Source organism: Terricaulis silvestris, from assembly GCF_009792355.1.
In the GTDB taxonomy this organism is placed as follows: domain Bacteria; phylum Pseudomonadota; class Alphaproteobacteria; order Caulobacterales; family Aquidulcibacteraceae; genus Vitreimonas; species Vitreimonas silvestris.
Map to the genome: position 1 here is coordinate 835,887 of NZ_CP047045.1, position 22,873 is coordinate 858,759.

Genomic DNA, 22,873 nt, shown 5'->3' on the forward strand with positions numbered 1-22,873 from the left:
GCGGTTAACTCTAGTAACCTCAAGAGCCGTTTTGAGGTGATTCGTGGTGCGCCCGGAAAGCAGTGACATCGGCGAGCGTTCAGACGCCGTCGCCGCGCTGCGCCGGCAAGGGGAGGGCATCGCCCTGTCCCGCACCGTGGCGCTGGTCGGCCTCATGGGCGCCGGCAAAACCACGGTCGGCCGCCGCCTCGCCCAAGCGCTGCAGCTCCCGTTCGCCGACGCTGACGACGCCATCGTCGAAGCCGCTGGCCGTCCGATCGCCGACATCTTCGCCGAACGCGGCGAATGCGAGTTCCGCCGTGGCGAGCGCAACGTGATCGCGCGTCTGCTCGCAGGCCCCGTGCACGTCCTCGCCACCGGCGGCGGCGCCTTCATCGATCCCGACACGCGCGCACTGATGAAAGAGCGCGCGATCTCGATCTGGCTCAAAGCGCCACTGGACGTGCTCATGAAGCGCGTCACCAAGCGCGATCACCGTCCGCTCTTGAAAGAAGACGATCCGCAAGCCGTGATGCAGCGCTTGATCAACGAGCGTTACCCAATCTACGCCGAAGCCGACATCACTATCGAAACCGGCGCCGGCCCCCACAATTCCGCCGTCACGTCCATTCTCACCGCGCTGCGGTCTCACCAGGTGAACCCGTGAGCGAAACTATCTCTGTCCATCTCGGCGACCGCAGCTACGAGGTGCACACCGGTCCCGGCCTGCTCGCACGCGCTGGCCAACTCATTGCGCCGTTCGCGCAAAGCGGGCGCGCATTCGTGATCACCGACCACAATGTGCGTGAGCATCACGGCAATACGCTTACCGGCAGCCTCGACGCCGCGCACCTGAAGCACGTCACGTTCTCGCTCGATCCCGGCGAGCAGACCAAGAGCTTCCACGGCCTGGAGCCGCTGCTCTCCGCGCTGCTGCAAGCGAATATCGCGCGCAACGATCTCATCGTCGCGTTCGGCGGCGGCGTCATCGGCGATCTCGCGGGCCTCGCGGCGGGCCTGATCAAACGCGGCGTGCCGTTCGTGCAGATCCCCACGACGCTGCTGGCACAAGTGGACTCCAGCGTCGGCGGCAAAACCGCGATCGACATGCCGGAAGGCAAGAACCTCGTCGGCCTGGTCAACCAACCCCGCGCCGTCATCGCCGACACCAGCGTCCTCGCCACGCTTCCGGAACGCGAACGCCGCGCCGGTTACGCCGAAATCGTCAAAGCCGGGCTCATCGCTGACGCCGAATTCTACGCCTGGTGCGAAAGCCACGCGCAAGCCATCCTCGCCTGCGACCAGCAAGCGCTGTCCCACGCCGTCGCCCACGCCATCCGCTTCAAAGCTTTCGTCGTCGAAGCCGATGAGATGGAGCAGGGCGAGCGCGCGCTCCTCAACCTCGGTCACACCTTCGCCCACGCGCTCGAAGCCCACGGCGGCTACACCGGTCAGCTGCTGCACGGCGAAGCGGTCGCCGCCGGCATCGCGCTCGCCTTCAAGCTCAGCGCTCAACTTGGCATCTGCCCCGAGGCCGACGCCAAGCGCGTCATCGCGCACCTGCAAAGCATCGGCTTCATCACAGATCTCCGCCAACTCCCCGGCGCGCCCTTCAACGTCGACAAGCTCATGGCGCTCATCGCCAGCGACAAGAAGGCCGCCGCCGGCAAGCTCACCTTCATCCTTGCGCGTGCAATAGGCCGCGCCTTCATCGAGCGAGATGCGCCCGCGGACGTGGTGCGCGAACTGCTCCAACAAGAAACCCAATGACCAGCCCACTCCTGAGCTTACTCGTCGCGTTCCTCTTGCTCGCGGCCAACGCCTTTTACGTCGCCGCCGAGTTCGCGCTGGTCAAAGCCCGCGCCTTCCGCATCGACGCGCTGGCCGAGGACAAACGCTTCGGCGCATCGCTGACGCAGATCATTCTGAAAAACCTCGAAGCCTACCTCGCGTGCTGCCAACTCGGCATCACCATGGCCTCGCTCGGCCTCGGCTGGGTCGGCGAGCCCACGGTCGCCGCCATCGTCACGCCGCTGCTCGAGCCGCTCGGCATGCCATCAGAGACCATCCACCTCATCGCCTTCCTGATCGGCTTTCTTGTCTTCTCGTCGCTCCACATCGTCATCGGCGAGCAAGTCCCAAAAACCTTCGCCATCCGCAACCCCGAGCCCGTCTCGCTCTGGATCGCGTACCCGCTGCACGCCAGCTTCATCATCTTCTATCCGCTAAACTGGATGCTCAACGCCGCCAGCCGCGCCACGTTGCGCGCCTTCGGCGTCAAGGAAGTCAGCCACGCCGACATCCTCACCGGCGCCGAGATCGAAGGTCTGGTCGACGCTTCCGCCGAGCACGGCAATCTCGAGATGACCACGCGCGACCGTCTCCGCGGCGCGCTCGATCTCGGCGAACTCACCGTCACCGACGTCATGATCCATCGCAAGAACATCAAGTCGCTCGATATCGACCTGCCGCCGCGCGAAATCATCGCCCAAGCCATGCAGAGCCCGCACACGCGCCTGCCGCTCTACCAGAACGAGCCCGACAACATCGTCGGCATCCTGCACGCGCGCGATCTCCTGCGCGCCATCTCCGAGCACGGCCGCGACGGCTTCGACGTTCACGAGGTCAAGCGCGAGCCCTGGTTCACGCCGATGACGCAGAGCGCCGAAGATCAGCTCGCCGAATTCCTGCGCCGCCGCGAACACTTCGCCATCGTCGTCGACGAGTACGGCGCGCTGATGGGCCTCGTCACGCTCGAAGACATCCTCGAAGAAATCGTCGGCGACATCAAAGACGAGCACGACATCGCCGTCCAAGGCGTGCGCCCGCAGCCCGACGGCAGCGTCAATGTCGACGGTGCCGTGCCGGTGCGCGATCTAAACCGCATGATGAACTGGGATCTGCCCGACGAAGAAGCCGTCACCATCGCCGGCCTCGTCATCCACGAAGCCCAAGCCATCCCCGACCCCGGCCAAAAATTCGCCTTCCACGGCTACCGGTTTCAAGTGCTGCGCAGACAACGCAACCAGATCACGGCGTTGCGGGTGGAACGCGAGATGGAAGACGAGGGGATGGAGGGAGGCTGATGACGGAACGAATTTGTGTCGTAGGGGTCGTGATCCCGATGGCTGGCGCAGAGTACATTAAGCTCAGCGATCGGCGTTCCCTAAGCGATTTCGATGTGGTGATCTTTTCGCCGACATTCGGCATTCACTCAGCCGCGACGTACGAAGGCTTGCCGTCCCTGGCGCACAATAATGCTGCGACGCTTCATTCGCATTACACTCACTGGAAAAGTGAGATCGAGACTGCGGCCAAGCAAGGAAAAACGGTCATCATCTTAGCGTGTAAGCCCGAGGCCTATTTTTATCAAACGGGCGAAAAGCAATATTCTGGTACGGGTAAGAATGCCCGAGTTACAAACATCGTGGCGCCTGCCAGCAACTATGCGCTGTTGAAGGACTTGCCGCTCACGCCCCTGGCGTTGGAGGGCAAGCAATTGAAGCAGACGCCAGAAGCAAGCAGGTTTGCATCGCTATGCAAGATGTTCGCGGAGCGAGAATATTACGAATCCATATTCCCGAAGGCGGGAAATCCACTGCTAGTGCTTCCGGATGGGTCGGGGCGTGCTGCTGCGTTGGTGTCACGCCAATTCCCGAGCGTGCTCGTCTTCCCGATGATCAATCAAGAGGGTGGCTGGGTTCAATCCAAGCTCGACAAGTCGGGAGCGACGCAGGCTTCGTGGACAAAAATCGCAATACAGTTGGGTGAACGGTTTAAGTCTGCTGTGCTCGAAGCCCACGCGAATATTAAGGCGGGCGTCGGCGAGACAAAGCCTGAATGGGTGCTTGCTGATAAATATCGTTCGAATGTTCAGCGCGCGAGAGACGCAGAGTTAGAAAAACTTCGATTGCAGCGCGATAAAATTGACGCCGACATTGCTCGCGGCGTGCAGGACAACGCCGTGGAAGACCAGTGGCTAGGTTTGCTCTTTGGTACCGGTGCCGCGTTGGAAGACCAGGTGCGCGAGGCGCTTCGGTTGTTGGGGTATGACGCTGCCGAATATCAAGACGATACGCACCAGTTCGACGTTGTCTTCTCATTTGAGGGCGCGCGATACCTTGGAGAATGTGAGGGCAAGGATAACAAGGCAATTGATATCGCGAAGCTGTCCCAGCTGGAGCGTTGCGTCGCGGAAGACCTTGCGATCCGCGGAGGCGAGGAATTCGCAGACGGAGTTCTCTTTGGGAACCCGTTCCGACTACATCCGCTCGAGTCGCGCACGGGCGCGCCCTTTACCGAACGGGTTATGAAGGCGGCGGCACAGCGCGGGACCAGACTTGTTCTCACTTCCGACCTCTTCGCGTGCGTTTTGGCAATTCGCAATGGTGCGGGAGAGGATTTCAAGAAGTCGTGCCGTGACGCCATCGCCACGGATCGCGGAAAGGTCATCACCTTTCCGAAGTGACTACTCAAACAACGGATTCCCACCACCCCGCGCGGGTGATCAGTCCGCACGTCCACCTTCCGCGATCCGCAGCGCGAGCACTTGAGCGGCAGCTCGTCCAAGCGCCGATCCTCTCTCCACAGCACGATCGCGTGCAGCAGCGACATCTCGCTGGAATGGTGACAGCCAAGCGCACCGTCAACGCGGAGGCTCACAGGCGCGGGCGCGACCCTCTCCCTCCAATGGGAGGGAGAGGGCAGGGTGAGGGTGGAGCGCTGGCGTGAAACACGTCACGCGCGCGATGCTTGCCAAGCCTGCGCCAGCCCCTCACCCTGCCCTTTCCCCCTCGCGGGGAAGAGGGTTCTCGAGCCATGGCGACGAAGGGCGTGCTCCGCGATCGCGCACGCGGCATGCGAAAGCAGCCGAGCCAAGCCGAACGCGCACTGTGGGACTCGCTGCGTGCAAACAAGCTGGGCGCGAAGTTTCGGCGTCAGCACCCGGTCGCGCCGTACATCGCCGACTTCGCATGTGTCGAAGCGCGCTTGATCGTCGAGATCGATGGCCGCTCCCACGATAACGCCGAGCAAGTGCACTACGACGAAGCGCGTACAAAAGCGCTCGCGGAAAGCGGTTGGCGCGTGCTGCGCGTGCGCGACGACGACGTGCTAGCCGCCCCACAAACAGTGATCGCAAAAATCACCCAGGCCCTGCACCCCTAGAACCCTCTCCCTCCAATGGGAGGGAGAGGGCAGGGTGAGGGTGGAGCGCCAGCGTCTAACGATCTGCGCAGCGCCGCGTTCTGAACATTCCGCACTAACCCTCACCCTGCCCTCTCCCCTCGCGGGGAGAGGGTTCAACCGCGTCTATCCAACAAAATTTCCCCGCAACGCCTTGCCCCACAAGCCCGCACCAAAAATCTATCCGACCGACTTCCACCCACCCTTACACTCCCGCCATCGCTCCGCTGGAGAGCAGTTGGTACCCTGCCGAACCGATGCGCGAGCGTGGTGATTGAGTGTGAAGCGCCGATGTTCTCCGCAAACCATCGCGGGGAGGCGCGCCGGTCCTGAGGGCGAAAACGAGCCTCTTAAACCGCGCGTATCGCATCGTGTCGCTGAAGCCCGCGGGATCAAAACCGCGAGGAGCGCACCGGGACTTTGCGTCGGCTAGGCGCAGACCCGCACGCCGCCGGCGATCCGCCAGAGGAGTGAAACACCTCCTTGTGCGGAGCCGATGGAAAACGATCACGGGACGCGGGTGACCGCGTTTGGCGCGCTCACACCAGAGCGCACATGCTTAGACGCGATCTCCCGCGTCCCGCTCTCCGCTTTTTTGGGCGCAAGCCAACAAGGAGAACGCATGCCTGCATCACTTCTCCTCGCCCTTGATGGGCGAGGTGGCCGCGAAGCGGTCGGAGTGGGTGGCAGCGCTTTGCTTGCAGGACTGCGTCGCCACCCACTCAGTCATCGCGCTCCGCGCGCTGACAGCTCGCCCATCGAGGGCGAGCAGAAAGGAAATAACGCATGTCCGAAGCAGACGATCACCTCGCGCAAGCTCTACAACAAGCCAACGCCGCCGCCCGCCGTGGCGATCTGCGCGCCGCGCAACACTGGAGCAAGGTCGCGACAGCAATGGCCGCCGCCGCAAGCGCCGCGCGGCCCTCGACGCTGCCCGAGGCAAACGAAAAAGAGCGTCGCGCCGAATTGCGCCGCTGTCTCGCGCGCTACGTCGAAGCCGCTCAAGACATTCAGCGCTGGGAGAAGGAGCGCGATCACTACTGGGCGATGGTGGCCACCGCCGCCGAAAATGGCACCGAGCCGCCGCCGCCCTTACGTCCGCACCCCGCCGGCCCGCTCGGTCCACCGATGGAAGAAACGTTCATGAAGAACATCCTGATCGGCCCCGAGCCGCGCGGCTAAAGCGGCTTGCCCATCCGCACCAGTGGCACCGGCACGCCGTCAACAGGCGGAGAGAACACGCGCTCGATCTCAACATAACCGCACGCGCGATAAAGCGGCTCGCCCGAGAGCGTCGCCATCAACTCAACACGGGAGAAACCCTCAGCCTTCGCCGCCGCCTCACTCGCCGCAAGCACCGCGCGCCCCACGCCGCGCCGCGTAAAGTCGGGATGCGTATACATCGCGCGCACACGTGCAGCGTCGACCTTTGGATCAAGCAGATTGTCGTTTCGGAGTTCTGTCGAATGATCGCCGCCATACAGCGTAGAGCGCCGGCTCCAGCCCCCGCACCCCGCCAACGCGCCATCGATCTCAACAAGAAAGTAGGTGCCATCACGCACGAGCTGCGTGTCGATCCCCATCACGCCGCGGCTCGCAACAACTTCTTCTGGCGCGAGAAAGTCCTTCTGAAGTTCGCCTATGGCGGCGTCCATCAGCACCTTTAGCGCCGGCAGGTCTTCTACCTTTGCAATGCGAGTATGGAGCATCCGTCATCTCTTCTTTGTTTGGAGGGGCAAATAGAGCGGAAGGGGAGCGCGAGTTGTGACAAAACCGTCACAGCCAAATACCGCTCCTCCCCTTTTCAATTCAACAAATTGTCAACGACCGAAAACGGCGCCTAGCGTGCGCGATCTAGACGGAGGGAGCTCCTTATGAATCGAATTAAGCTGCTATGCGGCGCCGCTGTTATGGCTGGCGCTTTTATGAGTGTAACCGCGCCTACGGCGTTCGCGCAGACTGCCGCTGAGGAAGACGATTCCAGCAACGATCAGATCGTCGTCACAGGTACGCGCCGGGCAGCGCGTTCCGCCGCCGATACCCCGGCGCCGGTCGATGTCATCGGCTCTGAAGAGCTGTTGAACCAGGCCGACAGCGATCTCGCCGACATCATCCGCACCTCGGTGCCGTCCTTTAACGTCAACACGCAGCCGATCTCAGACGCTGCAACATTGATCCGCCCCGCGAACCTTCGCGGTCTCCCGCCGGACAACACGCTCGTCCTCGTCAACAACAAGCGCCGTCACCGCGCCGCAGTCATTTCCTTCCTCGGCGGCGGCCTCTCAGACGGCGCACAAGGCGCCGACATCTCCGTCATTCCGGCAATCTCGCTGAGCCGCGTCGAAGTTCTGCGCGATGGCGCTGCTTCGCAATACGGCTCTGACGCGATCGCGGGCGTGCTGAACTTCATTCTGCGCGACTCGCCGGACGGCGGTCAGCTCGAAGCAGAGTGGGGCCAGACCTATGAAGGCGACGGCGCCGCCTGGAGCGTCGCCGGCAACATCGGCATGCCGCTCGGCCCGAACGGCTTCCTCAATGTCAGCGCCGAATATGGCGAAAGCGATGCGACAAGCCGCTCGGTGCAACGCACCGACGCCGCTCAGTTGATCGCCGCGGGCAACACCGACGTCCAAAATCCAGCGCAAATCTGGGGTTCGCCGAACGTTGACGAGGATTTCACGATCTTCGCCAACAGCGCGATCGAGCTCGGCGAAGCCGCTGAACTCTACGCCTTCGGCAACCTTTCAGGCCGGACCGTCGAGAACGGCTTCTTCTATCGCAACCCGACCAACCGCGCCGGCGTCTACCAAGGCCCGACCGTCGATCCGGCCACCGGCCTTCCTCTTGTGGGTCCCGGCAGCGTGCCGTCCGTGCGCGTTGGCGACCTCTCGGTGGGCGCGGCAGGGGATTGCATTGCCGGCATACCGTTGTTGGGGCCCGACTTCCGGATCCCCGATCCTGCGTTTGTCGCGAGCATCGAGGGCGACCCGAACTGCTTCTCGTTCATCGAACTCTTCCCCGGCGGCTTCACGCCCCGGTTCGGCGGTGAACTGGAAGACAAGTCGATCGCGGTCGGCCTGCGCGGCGAACTCGGTATCGGTTCTGGGCTGCACTGGGACGTGAGCTACTATTACGGCCAGAACGACATCGACTTCTTCATCAACAATACGATCAACGCGAGCTTGGGCCCGGATACGCCAACGTCGTTCCGTCCCGGCGGCTACAGCCAGATCGACGAGAACATCAACCTCGATTTCTCGTACGCGATCCCGGTTGGCTTTGCGTCGGATCTAAACGTCGCGTTCGGCGCGGAACACCGCTCTGAAACCTTCGAAATCCGCCAGGGCGACGATGCGTCGTTCGTGCTTGGTCCGCTGGCGGCGCCGTCGGCTGGCTTCCCATCCGGCCAAGGCTTCTCGTCGAGCTCGAACGGCTTCGGCGGCTTCACGCCTCAGAGCGCGGGCGAGGACACGCAAGAGAACTACGCAGTCTATCTCGATCTCGAAGCCGACGTCACCGACAAGCTCGTGCTGCAGGCCGCGGTTCGTTACGAAGACTTCTACGAAAGCTACGGCACGACGACGAACTATAAGCTCGGCGCTCTCTATCACATCACCGACGACTTCACGGTTCGCTCGACCTGGAGCACGGGCTTCCGCGTACCGACGGCGGGCCAAGCCAACGTCACCAACGTCACGACCGCGTTCGACGGCGCGACTCTGGTCGACCAAGGCACGATCCCGCTTTCAACTGCGGCAGGACAGTTCATTGCCGACCGCCTCGAACTGGACACGGGCGTGCGGCCCACGCTAACGCCGGAAACGTCGGAAAACTGGACGATTGGTACTGGCTTCCGACTTGGCGAGATCAACGTGACGATCGACTTCTTCAATATCGACGTCGAAGACCGGATCGCGATTTCGGATCAGCAAGACTTCCTGCAGGCCCTGCTGGACTTCGCCGCCGATGAAGGCGTCGTCCTCCCGCCAGGATCGGACACCACCGCCGAAGTGCTCTTCGATCTCGACGCCGCCGGCGCGTTGGAAGCGGATGACTTCGCCGGTTCGGAAGACCTGGTGAGCTTCGGCTTCTTCACCAACTCGTTCTCCACGCGCACGCGCGGCATCGACGTGGTGGCGACCTATCCGTTCGAGATGATGGGCGGCGAATCCTCGCTCGCGCTCGCCGCGAACTGGACCGACACGGAAGTGACGGACAGTGGCCAAGACACCGCGGCGCCGCTTTCGCCGGGACGTCTGAAGGTGCTCGAAGACGGCCTGCCGGCTATCCGCGGCAGCTTGACGCTCAACCACGAGCAAGGACCGTGGCGCTTCCTCGCGCGCGGGAATTACTTCGGCGAGTTCTTCGAGTGCCACCTCGACGCCTATGACGCGGGCTCCCCTGACGGTTGCGAGTTGCCCTACAACGGCGATGCGCAAATCACCGTCGATCTCGAACTCGGCTTCGACGTCACCGAGCACACCTCAATTGCGATCGGCGCCCAAAACGCCTTCGACTCGTATCCGGATGAGAACCCGTTCGGCGGCGTCGCCGGCTCGGCCTATCCGCAATACGGACCGGCCGGCTTCAACGGCGGCTTCTACTACGTCAGAACCCGCGCGACTTTCTAAGTCAGAACGCCGCCTCGCTCACAAAGCGGGGCGGCGGCTTGGCGGGAAGCCGCAAACGTGTTTTCTCAGCTGCGGCGCTCGAAAGAGCGTCGCAGTTTGAGTTTTGACAATGCGACATGCGCTCTTCGCTTCACTTCTCTTGCTCGCCGCCTGCGCCACGACGCCCGCGCCGGTCACCGAGGCGCCGCGAGGCGAGGCAATGGCGGCCGCTGCTGATCCACGCGCGGTGGATGCAGCTCTGGAAATTCTGCGCGAGGGCGGCTCAGCGGTCGATGCTGCGATCGCAGCAGAGCTGGTGCTGAGCTTGGTCGAGCCGCAATCGTCGGGCGTCGGCGGCGGCGCGTTTCTGATCTACTACGACGCCGCCAGCGAAGACATCGACGGTTATGACGGCCGCGAGCGCGCGCCGGCGGGCGCCACGCCCGACATGCTGCTCGATGCGCGTGGCGAGCCGCTGGATTTCTACGATGCGCAGGCAAGTGGCCGCTCGATCGGCACGCCGCTTTTGATGCAGATGTTCAAGCTGGCGCACGACGATCATGGGCGCTTGCCGTGGGCGCGGTTATTCGAACCTGCGATCCGCCTGGCGGAAGAAGGTTGGGCGATCTCGCCGGGCGTGGCGCGCGTGTTGGCGCTGCCAGAGAATAAGATGCGCCTGCGCGAGGATCCCGCGGCGCGCGCCCATTTCTATGATGCCCAAGGCAATCCGTGGCCAGCGGGGCATGTGCTGCGCAATCCGGCCTACGCCGCAACGATGCGCGCACTCGCCGCGCAAGGTCCGCGCGCCATGACGCATGGTCCGATCGCGGAGAGCATCGTCGCCGCTGCACAGCGTGGCCCGCGCGCCGGCACGTTGACGCTCGCGGATTTGCAGCGCGCGGATGCAAACAGATTTGAACCGGTGTGCAGCGCGTATCGCGTCTATCGCGTTTGCACCGCCGCGCCCCCAAGCTCGGCTAACGCAATGTTGGAAATACTCGGGCTCTACGAACGCGCGCGACCGAGCCCGGTTGGTCCTGCGGACGCTGACGATTGGGCCGCGTATCTATGGGCGAGCCGGCTCGCCTACGCGGATCGCGATCACTATATGGCCGACAGCGAATTCGTGCCGACGCCGACGCAAGAAATGATCGCGCCGGCTTATCTTGACGAACGCGCACGCCAGATCGATTTGCGCACTGCGCCGACGACGGTGCGGCCTGGCGAACCGGCAGGGCGCGCATTGTTTGAGCGTTGGGGCTCGGCTTACAGCGAAGACCTTGGCACGACGCACATCGCGATCATCGACGCCTGGGGCAACGCCGTGTCGCTGACCGCGACGGTGGAAAGCTTCTTCGGCGCCCAACGCATGGCGTCGGGCTTCATGCTCAACAACGAGCTGACGGACTTTTCTTTTCGGCCAACGATTGGCGGCAGGCCCGTTGCGAATGCCGTCGCGCCGCGCAAGCGCCCGCGCTCTTCAATGTCGCCATCGATCGTGACGGATCGCGATGGTGAGCTGGTGCTCGTCGTTGGCTCGCCGGGCGGTTCGGACATTATCGGCTACGTCGCACGCGCCACGATTGGCATTCTGGATTGGAATCTGCCGGTGCAGGACGCGCTCGCGCTGGGCAACGCAACTGGGCGCTATCAGGACATCACGTCAGAGCCGGACCGTTGGCCCGCGGGCGTCGGCGATGAATTGCGCCGCCGCGGTTGGCGTCTCGTGCCGCCGGATGGCACGAGCGGTTTGCACGCGATCCGCGTGACGCCAAACGGACTCGAAGGCGGTTACGATCCGCGCGGTGAAGGTGCGGTGGGGCGCGTTGACGCGAGCGGCGCGGTTGTACGGCAATAGCGGCTAGGCCGCGGCGCGCGCGTTCTTTTCGCGCGTGACAATGCCATTCGTGATCGTCACGTCCACGCAGCCTTCCGGGAGCGTTTCGCCTGCGCCTAGAATGAGCGCGCCACCCGGCGCCAGCGCGTCGATCACGCGAGTGGCCACTTCAGCGCGCATTGCCAAGTCGAAGCTCGGCAGCACATGCGCGAGCATGATGATGTCAAACTGGCCGAGCGCGCCGGGGTGCTTCATCAGGTTGATTGCTTCGAAGCGCACACTCGCGCGCAGGCGATCGGAAATGCGCCAGAGGTCGCCAGCTTTCTCGAAATGCGCGATCAGCTTGCGGATCGGCAAGCCGCGTTGGACTTCGAACTGCGTGTAAAGGCCCGAGCGCGCTTTATCGAGCAAACGCTCCGATGCATCGGTGGCGACGAGTTCGATCGCCGGGTTCTTGCCCTCGGCGCGCATGTCTTCGACGATCATCGCGATCGAGTAGGGCTCTTGGCCCGTTGAGCAGCCCGCGCTCCAGATTCGCACGCGCTCGTGACCGCGACGCAAAAGGGCAGTCGGCAGGATATCGTTGCGCAGGTTTTCGAAGATAGCGCGGTCGCGGAAGAAGCGGGTGTCGCTTTGCGCGAGGTGATCGGCAACCGCGTTCCAGAGTGCGCCATCGGGGCGGATGCGGGCCGCAGAGATCAGTTCATGCACGGTGCCGAAGCCTTCGCGGCGCGAGAGCGGCGTCAGCTTGATTTCAACCGCGCCGGCCATCTCGCGCGTGATCACGGCGCCGGTGCGCGTTTTCACTTCGCGCCCGACCATCGCGATCTCGGCTTCGTTCAGCATCAGACCAGCCCAGCGTCCGCGAACTTGGATTGCAGGATGTCGCCATCGAACGGCTTCATCATGTATTCGTCGGCGCCAGCCTTGAGCGCTTCGGAGATGCGTTCGACGTCGTTTTCGGTGGTGCAGAACACGACCGTGGGCTTGTCGCCGCCGGGTTCGAGGCGGAGCTGCTTCAGGAAATCGATGCCGCTCATCACCGGCATGGTCCAGTCGAGCAGGATGGCGTCAGGCATGTGGCGGCGGCAAGCTTGCAGCGCCTCAAGGCCGTCAGCGGCTTCCTCGATCTCGAAGCGCATGTCTTCGAGAATGCGACGCGCCACTTTGCGGATGACGCGGCTGTCGTCGACGACAAGGCAGCGTTTCATGGAATCAGCTCCGTCGGATTTCAGCGGAACTGTCGGACGAATTGTTTAATGGCGCTTAAAGCTTGAACGCCGCCGAGCGCGCAATGAACTGGACTTGTTCTTCGCTTTGGTGCGCCGAGAGCTCGACGCCACCTTGCTTGGCAAGGAGGCTGGTCAGCGTCGGCTGGATGGTGTGGCCGGACAGTTCGCCAGCGTCGCCCTTAAGGGCGGCGGCCGTCGTGTCCTTCAGCTTCGCGCGCGGTCCTTTCGCGGTGACAATGACTTCGCCGCCATCGCCGTGCTTCTCAGCCGTGATCTCTACGGTGCCGCCACGGGGCAGGCATTCGTTGGCAATCAGCAACAAGTTGACGATCACGCGCACGGCCGGGCGCGGCATCGCGACAGGCGGCGCGTTCCATTTCAATTCGGGCTTCAGCACCGAATAGAGCTTCTCAGCGACGGCGTGGCCTTCTTCGAGTTCGCTGTCGCCCTCGGCCATCGCGCCAGCCATGGCGAAGCGGAAGAACTCAAGCTTCGCCCACGCTTTGCCCACGCCGTTATCGAGCAGCGAGAGCGCATCCGGATCCGGCGGTTTGCCGCCCTCGGACTTGATCATCTCAAGACCCTGGATGATCGCGCTCATCGGCTCGACCATGTCATGGCAGATGCGCGAGGCGACAAGCGCCGTCAGCTTCGTGTTCTCGATCATCGCGCGCTCCACCACGGGGAAGGAGAGACCATAAATGATTCGATCCCTGTGGAGGGGGTTCAAACCCATGCTAAAGCCCCCACGTGGGCTGTTAATCCTTGGCAGGACGGCGAATGGCGGTTGAAGCGGATGGCGTAGGTTTGGGGCACGCGGTGGCGCTGTTGGCCGCCGGCGTGGTTGCGGCGCCGATTTTCCTGCGTTTGGGCCTGGGCTCGGTGCTTGGCTACCTTGCGGCGGGCTTGGCGATCGGCCCGTATGGACTGCGTGTCATCAATGATCCCGAGGCGATCCTGCACGTCGCTGAGTTCGGCGTGGTGATGTTTCTGTTCTTGATTGGCCTCGAAATGCGGCCAAGCAAGTTGTGGTCGCTGCGGCGCGACATATTTGGGTTGGGCGCTGCGCATGTGCTGGCGTGTGCGACCTTGCTGACCGGCGTTGGGCTGTTGTTTGGCTTGCCGTGGCAGATGGCGTTGATCGCGGCGCTTGGGTTTGCGCTGTCGTCGACCGCCGTGATCATGAAGATGCTCGATGACGCCGGCGAAAGCGCGACGCCTGCGGGGCAGCGCGCCGTCTCAATTCTCTTGTTCGAAGATCTCTCGATCGTTCCGCTCCTCGCGCTCGTCACCGTGCTTGCCACCCTCTACGGCGTGAGCGACGCCGCCGAGAGCACGCGACCCGCATGGCTGAGCGCGGCGCTCGCGGTGACGGCGATCGCTGGTGTGTTCGCGGTGGGGCGCTGGGCGCTCAATCCATTGTTCGGTTTATTAGCGCGCGCCGGTGCGCGCGAAGTGATGACGGCGGCGGCGTTGCTGGTTGTGCTTGGCGCCGCGCTCTTCATGGAATGGGGCGGGCTATCGATGGCCATGGGCGCGTTCCTCGCCGGCGTGCTGCTCTCGGAATCCACCTTCCGCCATCAGCTGGAAGCCGATGTCGAGCCGTTCCGCGGCATCCTGCTCGGGCTGTTCTTCATGAGCGTCGGCATGTCGCTCAACATTCCGCTGGTGATCGCGGATTGGCAGATGATCGCGCTCGGCGTTGTTGCGTATATGCTGACGCAGGGTATCGCCGTATACGGCGTGGCGCGTTTGCTCAAGGCGGATCATCGCGAAGGGTTGATGCGCGCCGCGCATTTTGCGCAAGGCGGAGAGTTCGCGTTCGTGCTTTACGCCGCTGCGTTGGCGGTTGGCGTGATCGACGCGCGCTTGGCGTCGGTCATGACGGCGATCGTGATTTTCTCGATGGCGCTGACGCCGCTCGTTGTGCTTTTGCAGCGCCGCTTGACGCCAGCCGCCGAAATTTCGCGCGATGGCGTCGAAGATGCGATGGACCTCGAAGGCAGGGTTCTGTTCATCGGCTTTGGTCGTTTCGCGCAGGTCGTGAGCCAATCGTTGCTCGCGCGTGGTGTCGACATCTCGCTGATCGAGACCGACGTGGAGATGATACAGGTCGCCGGCACCTTCGGCTTCAAGGTCTATTATGGCGACGGTACGCGGCTCGACGTGTTGCGTGCGTCCGGCGCAGCGCGGGCCGAGGCGATTTTGATCTGCGTCGACAAGCCGGAAACGACCGACCGCATCGTGGCCTTGGTCAAGTCCGAGTTCCCGCTCGCCAAGGTGTTTGCGCGCTCGTTCGATCGCGGGCACTCGATGCGTTTGGTGCAGGCCGGCGCCGACTATCAGATCCGCGAATTGTTCGAGTCGTCGCTTACGTTCAGCGGCGCGGTGCTGCGCGAACTGGGCTTTTCCGATATCGAGATCGCGGAGACCATCGAAGACGTCCGCGACCGCGACGCGGAGCGTTTCGAGCTGCAACTCGCCGGCGGCATCGCGGCCGGTCGGGGGCTGTGGCGCAACAACACGACAACGCCGAAGCCTGAGCCGTTCACCAAACCACGCCGCGAAGGCGAGGCGCTCAACGAAGAGGCGGCCGAAGCGCTAGGCGACGAAGCGCGTTGATCGAATTGACGTTGCGGCGCCGGCGCGCGGCCCTCTAAAGGCTGCTACAGAGTGAAGTTCGGGAGTTCGGGATGAGATTTCTTGCGGCGGCCTTGTTCGCATTGGCGGTGAGCGCGTGTGCGCAGCGCGCCGAGCCAGATCTCAATCCGCTAGCGGAGCGCTACGTGCGCATGTCGCTCGAAATCGGCACGCACGAGGAAGGCTATATCGACGCCTATTTCGGCCCGCCGGAGTGGAAGACCGAAGCCGAGGCCAATCCGCGCTCGATCGCCGACCTGAAAACTGTAGCAGACACGTTGCACGCCGACCTCGAAACGGCGCTGACGCAAGCGAATGATGAACTCGTGCAGCGACGCGCTCGCACGTTGGCGGCCTATGTTTCCAGCGCGCGCTTCCGTCTCGATATGATGGAAGGCGTGCGCGTGCCGTTTGCTGATGAAGCCGAGCGGCTCTTTGCGTTGCGCCCAGACAATCGTCCGCTGGAAGAGTATGACGCGGCGTTGGCGCGCGTCGAAGCGTTAGTGCCGGGCAATGGCCCGCTCTATCAGCGCGTTTCCGCATTCTCGAACCGGTACATCGTGCCGCGTGATCGCGCCGAAGCTGTGATGCAAGCGGCGATTGCCGAATGCCGCCGGCGTACCGCCGAGCACATCGATCTGCCCGAAGGCGAGCGGTTCGAGATGGAGTTCGTCTCAAACCAACCGTGGGGCGCCTACAATTGGTATCAGGGCAACAATCACAGCCTGATCCAGGTCAACACCGATCTGCCGCTCAAGATCAGCTCGGCCATCGGCTATGGTTGCCATGAAGGCTATCCCGGCCACCACGTGCAGGGCATCAACGCCGAGAAGCTCTATCGTGAAAATGGTTGGGTCGAGTATTCGATCATGCCGCTGTTCTCGCCGCAGGGCCCGCTGAACGAAGGCGGCGGCAACTACGGCGAGGAACTCGCATTCCCGGGCGACGAGCGCGTGCAGTTCGAACGCGAGGTGTTGTTCCCGCTCGCGGGTCTCGATCCGGCGACGGCGGATGCGTATTACGCGCTCAGCGCTGCCACGAATGAACTGGAAGGCGCGGGCCGCACCATCACGGCGATGTATCTCGATGGCGAGATCGATCGCGCCCGCGCGATCGAATTGCTGCAACGCTACGAAGCCAGCGCACCGGCGAACGCCGCCAAGTCGCTGGAGTTCGCCGATCACTACCGCTCTTACATCATCAACTATTCCAGCGGCCTCGAAGTGGTGCGCAACTACGCCATCCGCGTTGGTGACGACGATCAGAATGCGCGCTGGGAGGCTTACGAGAGCATCTTGACCCAGCCGACTTTGCCGAGTGACTTGATGCAATGAAGCCAGATTTTCGGTTTATCGAGACCAACGGGATCAAGATCCGCGCGGCGGTGATGGGCGAAGGCCCGTTGGTCGTCATGGTGCACGGTTTTCCGGAGAGTTGGTATTCGTGGCGCCATCAGATGAAGGCGCTCGCGGCGGCGGGGTTCACTGCGTGCGCGATCGATGTCCGCGGTTATGGGGGGTCAGATAAACCGCACGCGGTGGAAGCCTACACGATGAAGGAGATCGCGGCAGACGTCGCCGGCGTGATTGATGCGTTGTCGCCGGGCAAGCCCGCGGTGATCATGGGCCACGATTGGGGCGCGCCGATCGTCTGGCACGCGGCCGTGCTGCATCCAAAACAGGTGAGGGCCGTGGCCGGGTTGTCGGTGCCTTACTTTGGGCTGCCGCCTGCCTCGCTCGATCTGATCATCAAGGCGATGTACGAGGATCAGGGCAAATTCTTCTATCAACGCTACTTCAAGGAAGAGGGTGTCGCCGAGGCGGCGTTCGAGACCGACGTGCGCGCCGGTTTGCGCAAGCTCTACTTCACCGGCAGCGGCGACTCTCAAGGCTATTGGGGTGCGCCGGACAAGAAGCACGGCGATGCGCTGCTCGATGGGCTGGCCAATCCGGACGTGTTCCCGCCGTGGCTTAGCGAGGCCGACATCGACTATTACGTGCGCGAGTTTGGAGGCTCAGGCTTTCGCGGGCCGCTCAATCGCTACCGCAATCACACCCGCGACTGGGAGCATATGAGCACGATCCCGGATCGCATCGTGCATCAGCCATCGCTCTTCATCGTCGGTGAGGCCGATCTGGTGCTGAAGATGTTCGGCGGCAGCGCCGAGCAGGCGTTCGCGCGGATGGCGGAAAATACGTCTGACCTGCGCGGGACGCTTCTCATTCCAAAAATTGGGCACTGGACCCAGCAGGAAGCGCCGGAGGCGACGACGGGCCTTCTGATCGACTGGCTGGCGACGCTATAGAAGCGGCCGATGGCGGCTTCGGGCAATACCAATGGACAATGGCGTTGCCGTTCGCGGTGCGCGAGACCACATTAGCCTTGGATTTCTCCCGAGGGCCTGCCGATGTCCAAAACGCGTAACGACCTTCCAGACAACACCCGCAAAGCCATGATCGCGTTGTTGAACGCGCGGCTCGCCGACACGATCGATTTGCGCCTTGCGATCAAGCAAGCGCATTGGAACGTGAAGGGGCCGAGCTTCATTGCGCTGCACGAGCTGTTCGATCAGATCCAGGCGCGTGTCGATACGTATGCCGATGACATCGCCGAGCGTGCGGTGGCGCTTGGCGGTTCGGCGCATGGCACGGCGCAGGTCGTTGTGAAGGAGACGCAGCTGAAGCCCTATCCGACGGAAGTGATGCCGCAGAAGGAGCATCTCGAAGCACTGGCCGAGCGGCTTTCCGCTTATGGCAAGCTCGCACGCGAAGCGATCGATGTGTCGGATGAAGCTGGTGACAAGGATACGGCCGATCTCTTCACCGGGATTTCGCGTCAGACCGACAAGGACCTTTGGTTCATCGAAGCTCATCTATAATGAGCTAGAGCCGCGCGGCGATCTCCGTGATGACGTTTTGCGCGCTCATCACGTCGGCTTCGGTGCACTCGAATTGGCCGACTTGGAAGCGGATGGCGACGGCGCCGTCGACGCGCGTCTGCGTGAGATAGATGCGGCCGTCGGCGTTGACGGCTTCGACGAGGCGCAGATTGAGTGCGTCAAGATCGCTCGCGCCGGACGGCGCGTAACGGAATGAAAACAGCGAATACATCGGCTCGGTGATGATCTCGAATGCCGGCGCCGCGCGCAGCTTTTCGCAGAGCGCGCGGGACCAGGCGACGTGATTGCGGATCATGGTGCGCAGGCCTTCGAGGCCGTAAGCACGTAGCACGAACCAAAGCTTCAGCGCTCGGAATTGCCGACCAAGAGGAATGCCCCATTCGCTATAGTTCACCACTTCGTCGTGGCCGAGTGTGTGCAAATAATCCGGCCGCGCCGCGAGCGTGCGCACAAGCGACGCCGGATCGCGCACGAAATGCGCGCTGCAATGTGTCTGCGCGCCAAGCCATTTGTGCGCATTGACAACGATGGAGTCCGCCTGCTCTGCGCCCGCCCAGAGCGGGCGAAATTCCGGGCAGATCATAGCGGCGCCGGCCCAGGCGGCGTCGACGTGGAGATAGAGGTCGTGCTCGCGCGTGATGGCCGCGAGATCGGCGACGGGATCGGTGGCGCCGACTCCGGTGGCGCCGACATTGGCGATGATGCCGGCGGGTTTGAAGTCTGCGGCGATGTCAGCGGCGATCAGTTCGCGTAGCGCGTCGGGATCGGCGCCGCGCAGCGGGCCTTTGATCGGGATGCGGACGAGATTGTCGCCGCCGATGCCGGAGAACCAGACGGCGCGGTCGATCGAGGTGTGCGCTTCAGCGGAACAATAGATGCGCAGGCGCGGCGCCGCTGAGAGGCCGGCGCTGTTGCCGGTGAAGTTCAGAGCGCGCTCGCGCATCACAAGGACGGCGGCGAGCGTTGCGGTCGATGCCGTATCTTGAATGCAGCCTTTAAAGGCATCCGGCAAACCGAACGCTTGGCGCAGCCAATCGATCGCCTTGGTCTCAAGCTCCGTCGCGGCTGGCGACGTCTGCCATAGCATGCACACGGCGCCGATGGCGTTTACGAGATGCTCGGCGACGAGCGAGGCGGGCGCGGAGTTAGAGGGGAAGTACGCGAAGAAGCGCGGATGCTGCCAATGCGTCATGCCAGGAGCGATCGTGCGTTCGAAGTCGGCGAAGATTTGCTCGAATGGTTCAGCGATTTCCGGAGGAGATTGCGCAATCTGCGCTGCGATCTCGCCGGGCGACACGGGTGGGCGCACCGGCAACTCGCGCAGGCGCGCGCGATAGTCCATGCCCCATTCGGCGGCCTTCACCGTCCACGCCCGCCAATCTTCCATCTCGCATCCCTCGAAGCTTGATCTATTATCGGCCAACAACAGCGCGCGCGCCATGCGCGACGGGGAGGCGGCATATGATCTCGATCACACGACGTGGAGCGCTGCTGACAGGCGCCGCTATGGCGGCGGGCTGCGCGCAGCCTGCGCAGGAACAGCCGCGCGAAGGCCGCATCGCCGTGCCAGGCGGTGAGATTGTCTGGCGCCGGTTCGGTGATGGGCCGAAAACGCCGTTGCTCGCGATCCACGGTGGCCCTGGCTTCCCCAGCGATTATCTCGAAACATTGGCCCCGCTGGGTAACGAGCGCTCCGTCTATCTCTGGGATCAGCTCGGATGCGGTCGTTCGGATCGCCCCACCGATCCATCGCTTTGGAATATTCCGCGCTTCGTTGAAGAGATGCACGCGGTGCGCAACGGCTTGGGGCTCACACGCCTGCACATTCTCGGACAATCTTGGGGCACTTGCCTCGCCACGGATTATTTGCTGACAAAAGGCCAGGAAGGCGTCGCGAGCGTCACGTTGGCCGGCCCGGTGATGAGCGCCCGGCGCTATCTCGCCGACGTGCGGCCGATGATCAGTGAGATCGCACCCGAGCATCAGGCCGCGATTGTTGAGGCCGAACGCACGCAGGTTTACGATTCACCAGCCTATGTGGCGGCCACCGAGGCGTTCTATGCGTTACACATCACGCGGAGCCTCACGCCGGAAACGCGCGCGCTTTGGGATCGCACTGTCGCTGGGGCGGGGCTCGATACGTACGTAGCAATGAACGGCCCGTCGGAGTTTTCGTTCTCGGGCTCGTTGCAGAGCTATGAGCGCGAAGCAGACCTGCCGCGCCTGCAACTGCCGGTGCTGTTTCTTTCAGGCGAATTCGACACCTGCACACCGGACGCCGCGCGTCAGTTCGCGGCGCAAACGCCCAACGCTGAGGTGGCTGTCATTCCGGGCGCGGGCCACGTCACAACGCTCGACAATCCCGACGCAACCAACGCCGCCGTGCGCGCCTTCATCGAGGCGCATGACGCCTAGGCGTCATCGCGAATATCGACTTCGGGCCGATCGTCGCCAGACGAGATTTCGTCGTGCCAGCGGCCTTTGGAATCTTCCCACGAAATGCCGACGGTTTGCCCCGGCCGCATCTGCTCGGTGGCGACACGCCGGGCGGCCGCATAGGCCGCATCGTGACTGCGGAATGTCTCGGAAATAGTGCCATCGAGCCTGAACGCCCAGCCGCCATCGTGCTCGATCACTTCGTAGACGATCTTGGTCATGCGCGTACTCCTTCAGGCACATTTGCGCCGTCAGCGCCGCGTTTCAAGTCCAGGTGGAATTTCCGTCTAAGCGAATTGCTTCTTCAGCTCAGTCTTGACGATCTTGCCATTGGCGTTGCGTGGCAACGTCTCGGGCAAGAAGATCACGTCCACCGGCACTTTGAACGCTGCGAGCTTTTGAGCGACGTGGTGACGGAGCTCGTCACTGGTTGCACTCATGCCCGGTTTCAAGTGCACGACCGCGAGCGGTTCTTCGCCCAGCGTTTTGTGGGCGCGTCCGATGACGGCGGCGTCCATCACCGCGGGATGATCGTAGAGCGCGTTCTCGACTTCGACGCAGTAGATGTTCTCGCCACCGCGGATCAGCATGTCCTTGGCGCGGTCGACGATGTAGAGAAAACCTTCGTCGTCCATCTTGCCGAGGTCGCCGGTCTTGATCCAACCATCGATGAAAGTCTCAGCGGTGGCGTCTGGCTTGTTCCAATAGCCGCGCACAACAATCGGGCCTTTGTAATAAATTTCGCCGACTTCGCCGGGCGGCAAATCTTTGCCATCGGCGCCGACGATGCGCAGTTCGCCCGTCGCTGACGCAACGCCGGTTGAAGCCGGTTTGCGCTGATAGTCTTCCGCGCCGTTGGAGACGGCAGTTGCCGACGTTTCGGTCATGCCCCAGCCTTGTCCGGGAAGCGCTTTCGGAAAACGCGCGAGGATGCGGTTGACCAGTTCAGGCGCAGCGGGCGCGCCGCCATAGGACACGCCCTCGACCGACGAGAGATCATAGTCGTTGACGCGTGGGTGCTCGAGCACTTGCCAGGCGATGGTCGGTACGCCGCCGAAATTGGTGACGCGCTCTTTTTCCATTAGAGCCAGCGCTTGATCGACGTCCCAGCGCCGTTGCAGCACGATTTTGTGTCCGCCCATCATCGCCGGCAGCATCAGCGCAAAGCAGCCGGTGGCGTGGAAGAACGGCACTGAGAGCAGGAACGATTTCTGCGGCAGTGTTGGATCTGGCGCCGGCGGCGCCTCGCCGCGGCGCAGGAACGCGCGGGCTTGCGCGTTGGCGGCGTTGAACATGTTGGAGATGATGTTGCGGTGAGAAATCACCGCGCCCTTCGGTTTGCCCGTCGTGCCTGACGTGTAGAAGATCGCGACGTCGTCATCGGGAAGGCGCAGAGGGAACGGATCTTCGCCGCCTGTCGGCTTATCGCCGCCGCCGTGGCTGCCCCAGGCGGAGACCGGACCGATCGCCGACTCCCAGCGCGTCACCAGCGGGTCCGCGATCTCCTCTTTTGCCCGCGAGACATAGACTTTGCGTACGTCGGGGCATTTCGGCAGGTGCTCGCGGATGCGCTCGTAGCGCTCGATATCGACGATGAGGATCGACGAGCCGGAATCCTGCAGCCCGTACTCCAACTCGGCGCCCGTCCACCAGGCGTTGAGCGGCGTGACGATCGCCCCGGCCAGCACCGCGCCCCAAAACGCCACCGGCCATTCCGGCAGGTTGCGCATGATGATGGCGACGCGGTCGCCCGGCTTGACGCCGTCGTCGATCAGCTGGCGGGCGAAGGCGATGCCGGCGGCGCGGGTTTGACCGACCGTGGCGCGTTCGTCGTCGAGGACGAGGTGGTCGCGCGGGGCAAAGCCAGTGGCGAGGTCGAACAAGTGACGCAACGTCGGCGGCGCGTTCTTCCACACCTTCGTCCGGATGCCTCGAATGGTCTCCTCGCCGACTTCCAGCATGCTGCCGGGCGCCGCCAGCAGAGCGTGCGCCTGCGCGATGGACATGGCTGGAAAGCCGGGCTTGGCGGCCGCGTCAGACATCAGAACCTCCCGCG

The 22,873-nt window shown here is 63.3% G+C and carries 20 protein-coding genes; 13 read left to right on the plus strand and 7 right to left on the minus strand.

The genetic code is table 11. The features are described from left to right. Positions 1-46: 46 nt before the first annotated feature. The 6 genes from DSM104635_RS19840 (at position 47) to DSM104635_RS03990 (ending at position 6,345) form a co-directional block, all read left to right on the plus strand. The gene (locus tag DSM104635_RS19840; protein ID WP_228445839.1) at positions 47-646 is read left to right on the plus strand and encodes a shikimate kinase; all 600 of its coding nucleotides are present in this window, start codon (positions 47-49) and stop codon (positions 644-646) included. Next, positions 643-1,749: a 3-dehydroquinate synthase gene (gene aroB, locus DSM104635_RS03970; protein WP_158764954.1), complete on the plus strand. Its 1,107-nt coding sequence runs from the start codon at positions 643-645 to the stop codon at positions 1,747-1,749. The genes DSM104635_RS19840 and aroB overlap by 4 nt, the downstream gene beginning before the upstream one ends. Then, positions 1,746-3,065 carry an HlyC/CorC family transporter gene (locus DSM104635_RS03975; protein ID WP_158764955.1) on the plus strand — a complete coding sequence of 440 codons (1,320 nt, stop codon included), beginning with the start codon at positions 1,746-1,748 and terminating at the stop codon, positions 3,063-3,065. Before aroB ends, DSM104635_RS03975 begins: the two co-directional genes overlap by 4 nt. Beyond that, the gene (locus tag DSM104635_RS03980; RefSeq protein ID WP_158764956.1) at positions 3,065-4,447 is read left to right on the plus strand and encodes a hypothetical protein; all 1,383 of its coding nucleotides are present in this window, start codon (positions 3,065-3,067) and stop codon (positions 4,445-4,447) included. The genes DSM104635_RS03975 and DSM104635_RS03980 overlap by 1 nt, the downstream gene beginning before the upstream one ends. 350 nt (positions 4,448-4,797) lie before the next feature. Further along, a complete protein-coding gene (locus DSM104635_RS03985) occupies positions 4,798-5,145 on the plus strand; it encodes an endonuclease domain-containing protein (RefSeq protein ID WP_158764957.1) in 348 nt (115 codons plus the stop codon). Between the two features lie 804 nt (positions 5,146-5,949). Then, positions 5,950-6,345: a hypothetical protein gene (locus DSM104635_RS03990; RefSeq protein ID WP_158764958.1), complete on the plus strand. Its 396-nt coding sequence runs from the start codon at positions 5,950-5,952 to the stop codon at positions 6,343-6,345. On the opposite strand, the gene DSM104635_RS03995 is transcribed toward DSM104635_RS03990, so the two are convergent. After that, positions 6,342-6,872 carry a GNAT family N-acetyltransferase gene (locus DSM104635_RS03995; protein WP_158764959.1) on the minus strand — a complete coding sequence of 177 codons (531 nt, stop codon included), beginning with the start codon at positions 6,870-6,872 and terminating at the stop codon, positions 6,342-6,344. The two genes, DSM104635_RS03990 and DSM104635_RS03995, sit on opposite strands and share 4 nt — an antisense overlap. Before the next feature lie 165 nt (positions 6,873-7,037). Between DSM104635_RS03995 and DSM104635_RS04000 the strand changes: the two genes are divergently transcribed. Next, complete coding sequence (locus tag DSM104635_RS04000) at positions 7,038-9,794, plus strand: TonB-dependent receptor plug domain-containing protein (RefSeq protein WP_158764960.1); 2,757 nt, start codon at positions 7,038-7,040, stop codon at positions 9,792-9,794. Between the two features lie 109 nt (positions 9,795-9,903). After that, positions 9,904-11,631 (plus strand): gamma-glutamyltransferase family protein, encoded by a 1,728-nt coding sequence (locus DSM104635_RS04005; RefSeq protein ID WP_158764961.1) that lies wholly within the window; start codon positions 9,904-9,906, stop codon positions 11,629-11,631. A 3-nt stretch (positions 11,632-11,634) separates the two neighbouring features. On the opposite strand, the gene DSM104635_RS04010 is transcribed toward DSM104635_RS04005, so the two are convergent. The 3 genes from DSM104635_RS04010 to DSM104635_RS04020 are packed head-to-tail and all read right to left on the minus strand — an operon-like array spanning position 11,635 to position 13,509. Beyond that, positions 11,635-12,456, minus strand: coding sequence for a CheR family methyltransferase (locus DSM104635_RS04010; protein WP_158764962.1), 822 nt, complete (start codon positions 12,454-12,456; stop codon positions 11,635-11,637). Further along, positions 12,456-12,821: a response regulator gene (locus DSM104635_RS04015; RefSeq protein ID WP_158764963.1), complete on the minus strand. Its 366-nt coding sequence runs from the start codon at positions 12,819-12,821 to the stop codon at positions 12,456-12,458. Before DSM104635_RS04015 ends, DSM104635_RS04010 begins: the two co-directional genes overlap by 1 nt. 55 nt (positions 12,822-12,876) lie before the next feature. After that, positions 12,877-13,509: a histidine phosphotransferase family protein gene (locus DSM104635_RS04020; RefSeq protein WP_158764964.1), complete on the minus strand. Its 633-nt coding sequence runs from the start codon at positions 13,507-13,509 to the stop codon at positions 12,877-12,879. A 113-nt stretch (positions 13,510-13,622) separates the two neighbouring features. Between DSM104635_RS04020 and DSM104635_RS04025 the strand changes: the two genes are divergently transcribed. The 4 genes from DSM104635_RS04025 (at position 13,623) to dps (ending at position 18,360) form a co-directional block, all read left to right on the plus strand. Next, entirely contained in the window at positions 13,623-15,464 is a 1,842-nt protein-coding gene (locus DSM104635_RS04025; protein ID WP_158764965.1) for a monovalent cation:proton antiporter-2 (CPA2) family protein, read from the plus strand. A gap of 71 nt (positions 15,465-15,535) precedes the next feature. Further along, entirely contained in the window at positions 15,536-16,816 is a 1,281-nt protein-coding gene (locus DSM104635_RS04030; RefSeq protein ID WP_158764966.1) for a hypothetical protein, read from the plus strand. Continuing rightward, positions 16,813-17,787: an alpha/beta fold hydrolase gene (locus DSM104635_RS04035; RefSeq protein WP_158764967.1), complete on the plus strand. Its 975-nt coding sequence runs from the start codon at positions 16,813-16,815 to the stop codon at positions 17,785-17,787. The genes DSM104635_RS04030 and DSM104635_RS04035 overlap by 4 nt, the downstream gene beginning before the upstream one ends. A 102-nt stretch (positions 17,788-17,889) precedes the next feature. Next, positions 17,890-18,360 (plus strand): DNA starvation/stationary phase protection protein Dps, encoded by a 471-nt coding sequence (gene dps, locus DSM104635_RS04040; RefSeq protein ID WP_158764968.1) that lies wholly within the window; start codon positions 17,890-17,892, stop codon positions 18,358-18,360. A 4-nt stretch (positions 18,361-18,364) separates the two neighbouring features. On the opposite strand, the gene DSM104635_RS04045 is transcribed toward dps, so the two are convergent. Next, on the minus strand, positions 18,365-19,768 hold the full coding sequence (locus DSM104635_RS04045) for a pyridoxal phosphate-dependent decarboxylase family protein (protein WP_158764969.1): 1,404 nt from the start codon (positions 19,766-19,768) through the stop codon (positions 18,365-18,367). A gap of 74 nt (positions 19,769-19,842) precedes the next feature. Between DSM104635_RS04045 and DSM104635_RS04050 the strand changes: the two genes are divergently transcribed. Continuing rightward, on the plus strand, positions 19,843-20,796 hold the full coding sequence (locus DSM104635_RS04050; RefSeq protein WP_158764970.1) for a proline iminopeptidase-family hydrolase: 954 nt from the start codon (positions 19,843-19,845) through the stop codon (positions 20,794-20,796). On the opposite strand, the gene DSM104635_RS04055 is transcribed toward DSM104635_RS04050, so the two are convergent. Next, positions 20,793-21,038, minus strand: a complete 246-nt coding sequence (locus DSM104635_RS04055) for a DUF2188 domain-containing protein (protein ID WP_158764971.1) — start codon at positions 21,036-21,038, stop codon at positions 20,793-20,795. The two genes, DSM104635_RS04050 and DSM104635_RS04055, sit on opposite strands and share 4 nt — an antisense overlap. Before the next feature lie 66 nt (positions 21,039-21,104). Then, positions 21,105-22,859 carry a class I adenylate-forming enzyme family protein gene (locus DSM104635_RS04060; protein ID WP_158764972.1) on the minus strand — a complete coding sequence of 585 codons (1,755 nt, stop codon included), beginning with the start codon at positions 22,857-22,859 and terminating at the stop codon, positions 21,105-21,107. Positions 22,860-22,873: the final 14 nt, after the last annotated feature.

What these genes read in the sequence shown, in the direction of transcription:
- DSM104635_RS04035 (WP_158764967.1), top strand. Translation starts at nt 16,813, where the DNA reads ATGAAGCCAGATTTTCGGTTTATCGAGACCAACGGGATCAAGATCCGC.
- DSM104635_RS04030 (WP_158764966.1), top strand. Translation starts at nt 15,536, where the DNA reads ATGAGATTTCTTGCGGCGGCCTTGTTCGCATTGGCGGTGAGCGCGTGT.
- DSM104635_RS04020 (WP_158764964.1), bottom strand. Translation starts at nt 13,509, where the DNA reads ATGATCGAGAACACGAAGCTGACGGCGCTTGTCGCCTCGCGCATCTGC.
- DSM104635_RS04045 (WP_158764969.1), bottom strand. Translation starts at nt 19,768, where the DNA reads ATGGAAGATTGGCGGGCGTGGACGGTGAAGGCCGCCGAATGGGGCATG.
- DSM104635_RS03990 (WP_158764958.1), top strand. Translation starts at nt 5,950, where the DNA reads ATGTCCGAAGCAGACGATCACCTCGCGCAAGCTCTACAACAAGCCAAC.
- dps (WP_158764968.1), top strand. Translation starts at nt 17,890, where the DNA reads ATGTCCAAAACGCGTAACGACCTTCCAGACAACACCCGCAAAGCCATG.
- DSM104635_RS04010 (WP_158764962.1), bottom strand. Translation starts at nt 12,456, where the DNA reads ATGCTGAACGAAGCCGAGATCGCGATGGTCGGGCGCGAAGTGAAAACG.
- DSM104635_RS04050 (WP_158764970.1), top strand. Translation starts at nt 19,843, where the DNA reads ATGATCTCGATCACACGACGTGGAGCGCTGCTGACAGGCGCCGCTATG.
- DSM104635_RS04015 (WP_158764963.1), bottom strand. Translation starts at nt 12,821, where the DNA reads ATGAAACGCTGCCTTGTCGTCGACGACAGCCGCGTCATCCGCAAAGTG.
- DSM104635_RS04005 (WP_158764961.1), top strand. Translation starts at nt 9,904, where the DNA reads ATGCGACATGCGCTCTTCGCTTCACTTCTCTTGCTCGCCGCCTGCGCC.
- DSM104635_RS04060 (WP_158764972.1), bottom strand. Translation starts at nt 22,859, where the DNA reads ATGTCTGACGCGGCCGCCAAGCCCGGCTTTCCAGCCATGTCCATCGCG.
- DSM104635_RS04055 (WP_158764971.1), bottom strand. Translation starts at nt 21,038, where the DNA reads ATGACCAAGATCGTCTACGAAGTGATCGAGCACGATGGCGGCTGGGCG.
- DSM104635_RS03980 (WP_158764956.1), top strand. Translation starts at nt 3,065, where the DNA reads ATGACGGAACGAATTTGTGTCGTAGGGGTCGTGATCCCGATGGCTGGC.
- DSM104635_RS04000 (WP_158764960.1), top strand. Translation starts at nt 7,038, where the DNA reads ATGAATCGAATTAAGCTGCTATGCGGCGCCGCTGTTATGGCTGGCGCT.
- DSM104635_RS03995 (WP_158764959.1), bottom strand. Translation starts at nt 6,872, where the DNA reads ATGCTCCATACTCGCATTGCAAAGGTAGAAGACCTGCCGGCGCTAAAG.
- DSM104635_RS03975 (WP_158764955.1), top strand. Translation starts at nt 1,746, where the DNA reads ATGACCAGCCCACTCCTGAGCTTACTCGTCGCGTTCCTCTTGCTCGCG.
- DSM104635_RS04025 (WP_158764965.1), top strand. Translation starts at nt 13,623, where the DNA reads ATGGCGGTTGAAGCGGATGGCGTAGGTTTGGGGCACGCGGTGGCGCTG.
- DSM104635_RS03985 (WP_158764957.1), top strand. Translation starts at nt 4,798, where the DNA reads ATGGCGACGAAGGGCGTGCTCCGCGATCGCGCACGCGGCATGCGAAAG.